Origin of the sequence: Oscillibacter valericigenes, assembly GCF_021531435.1 — a bacterium.
GTDB classification, from domain to species: Bacteria; Bacillota; Clostridia; order Oscillospirales; family Oscillospiraceae; genus Oscillibacter; species Oscillibacter valericigenes_B.
This window is the reverse complement of sequence record NZ_JAFBIS010000019.1, coordinates 41064-47397: the sequence shown is the minus strand read 5'-3', so window position 1 is coordinate 47397 and position 6334 is coordinate 41064. Positions and strand designations below refer to the sequence as shown.

General features: G+C 51.3%; 10 protein-coding genes. 2 read left to right on the top strand and 8 right to left on the bottom strand.

Annotated features, from left to right (window positions below):
- Nucleotides 1-74: 74 nt before the first annotated feature.
- Nucleotides 75-347 carry a hypothetical protein gene (locus tag JQM68_RS10630; protein WP_235222983.1) on the bottom strand — a complete coding sequence of 91 codons (273 nt, stop codon included), beginning with the start codon at nucleotides 345-347 and terminating at the stop codon, nucleotides 75-77.
- A gap of 100 nt (nucleotides 348-447) precedes the next feature.
- Between JQM68_RS10630 and JQM68_RS10625 the strand changes: the two genes are divergently transcribed.
- Entirely contained in the window at nucleotides 448-624 is a 177-nt protein-coding gene (locus JQM68_RS10625; RefSeq protein WP_235222982.1) for a ribbon-helix-helix domain-containing protein, read from the top strand.
- Nucleotides 625-682: 58 nt separating this feature from the next.
- Here JQM68_RS10625 and JQM68_RS10620 read toward each other — a convergent pair whose 3' ends face one another.
- From JQM68_RS10620 to JQM68_RS10610, 3 genes are all read right to left on the bottom strand, one after another.
- Nucleotides 683-1246, bottom strand: a complete 564-nt coding sequence (locus JQM68_RS10620; RefSeq protein WP_235222981.1) for a tyrosine-type recombinase/integrase — start codon at nucleotides 1244-1246, stop codon at nucleotides 683-685.
- A 161-nt stretch (nucleotides 1247-1407) separates the two neighbouring features.
- Nucleotides 1408-2055 (bottom strand): SprT-like domain-containing protein, encoded by a 648-nt coding sequence (locus JQM68_RS10615; protein ID WP_235222980.1) that lies wholly within the window; start codon nucleotides 2053-2055, stop codon nucleotides 1408-1410.
- Between the two features lie 131 nt (nucleotides 2056-2186).
- The gene (locus JQM68_RS10610) at nucleotides 2187-2465 is read right to left on the bottom strand and encodes a hypothetical protein (protein WP_235222979.1); all 279 of its coding nucleotides are present in this window, start codon (nucleotides 2463-2465) and stop codon (nucleotides 2187-2189) included.
- Between the two features lie 241 nt (nucleotides 2466-2706).
- Here JQM68_RS10610 and JQM68_RS10605 point away from each other — a divergent pair, with 241 nt between their 5' ends.
- Nucleotides 2707-2946 (top strand): helix-turn-helix domain-containing protein, encoded by a 240-nt coding sequence (locus JQM68_RS10605; protein ID WP_235222978.1) that lies wholly within the window; start codon nucleotides 2707-2709, stop codon nucleotides 2944-2946.
- Nucleotides 2947-3063: 117 nt separating this feature from the next.
- Here JQM68_RS10605 and JQM68_RS10600 read toward each other — a convergent pair whose 3' ends face one another.
- The 4 genes from JQM68_RS10600 to JQM68_RS10585 form a co-directional block, all read right to left on the bottom strand.
- Nucleotides 3064-3951, bottom strand: coding sequence for a tyrosine-type recombinase/integrase (locus JQM68_RS10600; protein WP_235222977.1), 888 nt, complete (start codon nucleotides 3949-3951; stop codon nucleotides 3064-3066).
- Nucleotides 3952-4085: 134 nt separating this feature from the next.
- The gene (locus JQM68_RS10595; RefSeq protein ID WP_235222976.1) at nucleotides 4086-4823 is read right to left on the bottom strand and encodes a YebC/PmpR family DNA-binding transcriptional regulator; all 738 of its coding nucleotides are present in this window, start codon (nucleotides 4821-4823) and stop codon (nucleotides 4086-4088) included.
- Nucleotides 4824-4843: 20 nt separating this feature from the next.
- Nucleotides 4844-5632 carry a Nif3-like dinuclear metal center hexameric protein gene (locus JQM68_RS10590; protein WP_235222975.1) on the bottom strand — a complete coding sequence of 263 codons (789 nt, stop codon included), beginning with the start codon at nucleotides 5630-5632 and terminating at the stop codon, nucleotides 4844-4846.
- Nucleotides 5616-6323: a tRNA (adenine(22)-N(1))-methyltransferase gene (locus JQM68_RS10585; protein ID WP_235222974.1), complete on the bottom strand. Its 708-nt coding sequence runs from the start codon at nucleotides 6321-6323 to the stop codon at nucleotides 5616-5618. The genes JQM68_RS10590 and JQM68_RS10585 overlap by 17 nt, the downstream gene beginning before the upstream one ends.
- Nucleotides 6324-6334: the final 11 nt, after the last annotated feature.

Sequence of the window (6334 nt, the reverse complement as noted above, 5' to 3'; positions counted from 1 at the left end):
GAACAGCGGTTCCCGTTCTACCGGAATCGTGGTTTCCATTTCACCGGATTCCCGGTTCCCTCGGGCTGGAATATTCATTCAGTTTCAATGCAGTTTTTCCGGTTAGCTATTTCCTCGACGCCGGTGGTGTTACTGTCAAAAGTCTGTGACCTATCTGCCTCCCACCGAGCGGTTAAACCGGATGCGAGAGCATCTAGAAACTGCTCATCAATAGACTGTATTTCTTCGGAGGTGGGTTCCGATGATGTATCAGGTGGTGCATTTTCTGTGGATGCTTTTTCGCTTGTACACCCAACAGTAAGAAGTAAAAGCATAGGGAGAAATATTTGCAACAGTGCTTTTTTCATAATCTTACCTCCAGATGGTAATACTTGCTGAGGACGGATTGAAATTCAATCCTATATTTAATATAGCATTTGGGATAGCCTATCGTCAAGAGGTGATGATATGGCAGACTTTATTCCGAAACAGTACCGAAAAGAGCAATTTACAATTCGTATGGAGCAAGAAATGCTAGCGGATGTAGATAGACTGGCTTCTGAATATAGTTTGAGCCGAAGCGAGTTTATTGTTCAGTGCGTACGCTTTGCTATGGAACATATGTCCCAGAAAGAGCAGGAATAATTTGGATATTAAACTTTCCCAGCGGTGTCCAGTTCATGGGCCTGCTGGGATTTTGTTATCACAAGAGCTGTGCGTGTCCCTGAATGGCTGCTTCAATTCTTTGCGGTTCAATTCCGATATAACGCTGGGTGACAGCGGTGGAGCTGTGTTGCAAAAGGCGCTGGACAAGCGCAATATCATAGCCGCTTGACTTGTATATCTCGGTAGCGTACCACTTGCGGAAGCTGTGCGTGCTGATTCCCTCATATCCCAGATAATCACAGACGATATGCAGTTGCTTCTGTATGGCCCGCTCTGTAATAGGAAAAATTAGCTCATCACGACAAATGCTGTTTCGCAGGCAATAGTTTTCAATGTACTGCTGTATGACCAACGGAACGGTGAATACACGGCGCTTGCCTGTCTTTTGCTCTGTGACCTCCAAACGATATCTCTCCCCATCCCGCACAATATCACAGGGACGTAATTTCAATATGTCACTGATCCGCAAGCCCAAGTTTCCCTCTAAAACAAGAGCGGTGGCAATTCGTTCATTAGGGCGGCAACCACAAAAACCCTCCTTCATGGTCTGGATAATCTCTTTGTATTGCTCTGTGGTAAGAGCCTTTGTTTTTTTGTTCATGGAATGTCCTCCGTCAACAAAAGTACGTATTTTATAACGTAAAAGTTCGTATTCTTTTACGAAATCAGGAAAAACGTTGTAATTACTTGATTTCAGTGTTCGTATTTTTAGAATTTTCGGAACTTTAGAGGATAGGGCGAGGATTGCTCCCCGCCCCGTTGTTACCCAGCAAGGACCATTTGCTCAGCACAATCCAAACAGGCGATATGGACTGTTTTTGTGGCCCGGACAGAATTGCCGCAGCAAGGGCAGATATATTTCCGGGTACTGGATGTGCGTGGAGGAATTATGATGCCTGTACCGTTGTGCGTCCCTGTTCCTGCGATTTGAAATCCGGTGAACTCGTTGCGGTTTATCAAAATATCAGTCAGTCCATTTTCAAGGATAAAATCCAAGAGGGCTTCCCCGGGAGCGGTATGTGCCCATCCGTATTTGTCACTATGGGAAACAACCAGTCCATGGGCTTCTGCTGCTTCTTTGAATTTCCTGTTATGGTAGGTGTTGCCCCGGCTGCAATCCTGCACACCGTTTTCATAGTTGAAATAGTGGACCATCTCATGAAGCAGTGTAGCGGCAACTTCTTCAATGGGGCGAGCTAATGTCCCGGCGCCAATGTTGATCTCATGGGAAGCGCCCAATTTGGAAATCCAGGTATCTTCTCTCAGCGAAAAATGCCCGTATGCCCTCGGCGTAGACTGTATGGTGATAGTCGGTCTTGAAAGTGCATTTTCAAAGAATTCAGCATTCAGCAAGTCAAAGACCTTGTTCAGATACCCGGCTACCCGGTTGTAACTAGTAAGTTCCTTCATGTACTTTTCTCTCCTGTTCTTGATTTTAGGGAGAGGGCAAGCTATAATGAACTTGCCCCCTCCTGTGTTGGTTGGGGTGTGAAGCTCTTTGTCCGTCTGCTTTGGTCGGCGTGTCGGACAAGGGGCTTTTCTCATGCGCTGATGGTGAAGCGGCGGCTGGTGCTGGGCTTGGTAAACGCTTTGTAGAGGTCGCCATAGGTTTTCTTAAAAGACGCAGTATCGAAGCGGTTGCTGATAACATTGGTATACCGCACGATGTACTGTCCGGCGGTCAGTTCTTCGGTATCCTGTTCCAGCATTTCTTGCTTAATGCTGTCCCGGATAGATTCTGCTTCTGCTTTGGCCTCCTCAATCACAGCCTCCCATTCGTGCAGGGCTTCAATTTTGGCAATCAATTCATTTCTGCTCATGGTATCTTCTCCTTTATTTTTATTAGGAAATCGACGGATGTAGAGGGAATATCCGATTCGTCCTCGGCCCGTCCGTCGCACCGTCTGACCCCCTTGCTTGATCGGGATCATACACACCATTAAGTGCATATTCAATTGACAATATACACAAAGTTGAGTGAATTATTTTGGGCGATCTATACACTTTTATTTGTGTATATTGTGTGGTATCATCCGATCAAAAGAAAGGGAGGGATTTCACATGCCCATTGTCTACAGAAAACTGTTCGATGTCTTAAAAGCCAACGGATATACAACATATAAGATCAGGAAAGAGAAGTTGATTGGGCAAGGAACGTTGACCGCTATAAAAAATGGTACAGGTGGTCTTGATGCAAAGACGATTGCACGCCTTTGTGAAGTTCTCAATTGCCAGCCTGGTGATCTCATGGAGTATGTCAGAGAAGAAACGACTAGCGGGGGTACAAAAACTGATAGATAAAGGACTTTCTATTTTTATCCCCATAAGGTATTACACTTTGGAACTGACTGAAAACATATAAGAAAATTTCCCAGCAGATCCACGTTTAATGGGCCTGCTGGGATTTTTTGAATGTCTTTACAAGTTTTGCAGGACGCTCCTCTGTTTGGCGATTTGAATCACTTCTTCATCTCGCAAGCTATTCAAATAGGTTTGTGTGATGCCGATGTTCTCATGCCCCAAAAGACGGCTGATGGTGTAGAGGTCTGTCCCCATTTTGACCTGTTGCTGGGCGAAGAAGTGACGGCAGGTGTGCGGACTAACCCGGATGTCCTCTATTCCCTCTCCATGCCGTTTCAAAATATGCTCAACTGCTGAATTTGTGAGCTGGTTTCCGTGAAATGAAACAAAGTAGAAATCATTCTTGGCATATGGAAATTGGTTATTTCTTGAAATCTCATATTTGATAAGGGCTTTCCTCAGCACTGCTGTGATCGGAACAACACGCTGCTTGTGGTTCTTGCCGTTGATAATGATAAAATCCTCATAAACATCACTTTTCTGGATGCAACACAGTTCCCAGCACCGGATTCCAGTCTCAAATAGCAAGGTCAGTATGGCTCTGTCACGAAGAGACAGGAAATCCCGGCCCCCACAGTCTGCAAGCATCCTTTTCACGTCTTTGGCCTGGAACGCCCTAATGATTGGCTTTTCCTCCTTGCACCATGTAAATTTACCCCTTGTATTAAAGCAGCCATATTCTTCCTCATAACAGTATTGAAGGAAAGATTTGACCGTTTTCAGCAGCGAATTGACGTATGTCCCCTTTCTTCCCCGCTCACTCATGAACAGGCTGAAACCCTTGACAGTTCCCAAGACGATATCCTCAGTATCTTTCACTCCGCTATCCGCACAATAACGCAGAAAGAGACTGAGGTTATTTCGGTAACTCCTAATCGTCTTAGGCGTATACTTCCGAACCTCAATCTCTTTCAAAAATTCCTGATAAGCCAGCTCCAACTTCATACTAATACCCCTTTCGTATGTCGCAACAAAGGGTATCATGTATGTCACAGCTTGCAAAAAGGCATCACGAAAAATAGAACTATTTTCGCAAATAACTCTTCTAATTATATGAAATTAGATGAAATTTGCAATAATCAGTCGTTATCCCAGTTATGCCAAACGTTCTGCACATCGTCAGAATCCTCCAGCATGTCGATGAGCTTCTCCATGTTCTTCACATCGCCCTCGGTGGACAGGGTGATGTAGTTCTGGGGAACCATCTCGATGTCGGCGTTGACGAAGCTGTACCCCTTCTCCTCCAGAGCCTTCACCACGTCGTTGAAGGCATCGGGGTCACAGGTGATCTCCAGAGCGGGGCCGTCGGCCTCGAAATCCTCGGCGCCGGCCTCCAGAGCGTCCATCATCACGGTGTCCTCGTCCAGCTCGCCCTCCTCGTTGTCGATGACAATGACGCCCTTCTTGTCGAAGGACCAGCTGACGCAGCCCTGGGCGCCCAGATTGCCGTTGCATTTGTCGAACGCATGGCGCACTTCGGGAGCGGTGCGCTGGCGGTTGTCCGTCAGGGCCTCCACGATGACGGCCACGCCGCCGGGGCCGTAGCCCTCGTAGGTAACAGCCTCGAAGTTCTCGGTGCTGCCGGCGCCCAGCGCCTTGTCGATGGTGCGCTTGATGTTCTCATTGGGCATGTTGACCGCCTTGGCCTTGGCAATAACAGTGGCCAGACGGGAGTTGTTGGCGGGGTCGCCGGAGCCGCCGCCCTCTTTGACGGCCACGATGATCTCCTTGGCGATCTTGGTGAACGCGGCGGAGCGCTTGGCGTCCTGTGCGCCCTTGGTCTTCTGGATATTATGCCACTTAGAATGTCCGGACATAGCTATTTTTCTCCTTCAAATCAATCTTTTACAATGTATTGGATGACTTCCCTGTGGGAAGAAGCCTTGGAAACGACCAGTTCCGGGAACCGGGCCGTTAAATACGTGATGAGCCTTCCGCACACCGGGTCCTCCGTGGGGAAGTGTCCGGCGTCGATGAGGTTGATGCCCTTGCCCTCAGCATCCAGGAAGGTGTGGTAGCTGAGGTCGGCGGTGACGAAGGTGTCACACCCGGCTTGAATGGCCGCGTCCTCGTAATCGCCGCAGGCGCCGCCGCCCACCGCCACGCGGCAGACCGGCTTTCCCGCGTCCGCATAGCGAACACCGTTGGCGCCCAGCGCCTTGCAGACAAATGCGGCAAACTCCGCCAGAGGCATGGGAGCGGGCAGCGTACCCATGCGGCACAGCCCGTCCCCGTCGCCCAGAGGCCCAGGGTCGACCAGCTTCAGCGTCTCCGCCAGGCAGTCGTTGACCCCTCCCTCCGCAATATCGAGATTCGTATGCATACAAACGGCGCTGACACCGTGACGCAGCAGCTTCAACAGCAGGTGTCCCTGGGGCGTGTCGCTGCGGACCGTCTGCACCGGCAGCCACTTGCAGTTCATCACCGGGTGATGGGCCACAATGAGCTGGCAACCGGTCTCGATGGCCTCGTCGGCCACCCTCTCTGTAATGTCCAGTGCAACCAGGACTTTTTCCACGGCCTGCTCCGGATCGCCCAGGAGCTGACCCACGTTATCCCAGTCCATGGCACCGTCTTTTGGCGCCAGGTCAAACAGCGCCTGTTCGATCTCACGGACAGTTGGCATGACGCCACTCCTCTCGCATCGCCAGCAGCGCGGTGAGGATGTCCCGCAGACTGTCGGCTTTTTTGCTGTCCTCCGGGCGGGCAGAGCGGTTCAGGCCCGCCACAGCGCCCTGGAGACGGATGATCTTTTCAATCAGATAGCGGTCGCCCAGCGGGTCATAGAGCAGCTTTGCGCCGCCCCAGAGCTGGCCCAGAGAGAGGGTCATCTCCCCCCCTGCCGCCTCCAAACAAGGATAAATGGTGCCTCGGTCATACACCAGCGCCTCCCGGCGGATAGCGTAGCCGTGATCCATCAGAAACAGGCGCAGGTCCTCGGCGTGGGTCTGGGGCTGGAGCAGCAGGGTGTGCTTCCCGTCCGCCGTCCAGGGGGCCGCCGCCAGGATGGAGGCGATGTTCTCGCCTCCCATGCCCGCGATGACGATGGTCTCTGCCTCCTCTGGCCGGATGTCTGCCAGTCCGTTGCCGAGACGGTAGTCGATACCGTCGGCTCCCCAGGTCCGGCCGGTCTCCTTCGCCCGCGCCAGAGGGCCCTTCCGCAGGTCGCTGGCAATGGCGGAGCGCACCCGCCCGTGGAGACGCAGCCACACCGGCAGGTAACCGTGGTCGGTGCCCACATCGGCCAGAGATGTGCCGTCAGGCACCCAGCCAGCCAGCAGCGCAAGGCGGGGAGACAGTTCCAGTTGTTTCGGCAAGTATGCTCCCC

Bases quoted from the DNA above. Each gene is read 5' to 3' on its own strand.
- JQM68_RS10630 (WP_235222983.1), bottom strand. From the start codon at position 347: ATGAAAAAAGCACTGTTGCAAATATTTCTCCCTATGCTTTTACTTCTT.
- JQM68_RS10625 (WP_235222982.1), top strand. From the start codon at position 448: ATGGCAGACTTTATTCCGAAACAGTACCGAAAAGAGCAATTTACAATT.
- JQM68_RS10620 (WP_235222981.1), bottom strand. From the start codon at position 1,246: ATGAACAAAAAAACAAAGGCTCTTACCACAGAGCAATACAAAGAGATT.
- JQM68_RS10615 (WP_235222980.1), bottom strand. From the start codon at position 2,055: ATGAAGGAACTTACTAGTTACAACCGGGTAGCCGGGTATCTGAACAAG.
- JQM68_RS10610 (WP_235222979.1), bottom strand. From the start codon at position 2,465: ATGAGCAGAAATGAATTGATTGCCAAAATTGAAGCCCTGCACGAATGG.
- JQM68_RS10605 (WP_235222978.1), top strand. From the start codon at position 2,707: ATGCCCATTGTCTACAGAAAACTGTTCGATGTCTTAAAAGCCAACGGA.
- JQM68_RS10600 (WP_235222977.1), bottom strand. From the start codon at position 3,951: ATGAAGTTGGAGCTGGCTTATCAGGAATTTTTGAAAGAGATTGAGGTT.
- JQM68_RS10595 (WP_235222976.1), bottom strand. From the start codon at position 4,823: ATGTCCGGACATTCTAAGTGGCATAATATCCAGAAGACCAAGGGCGCA.
- JQM68_RS10590 (WP_235222975.1), bottom strand. From the start codon at position 5,632: ATGCCAACTGTCCGTGAGATCGAACAGGCGCTGTTTGACCTGGCGCCA.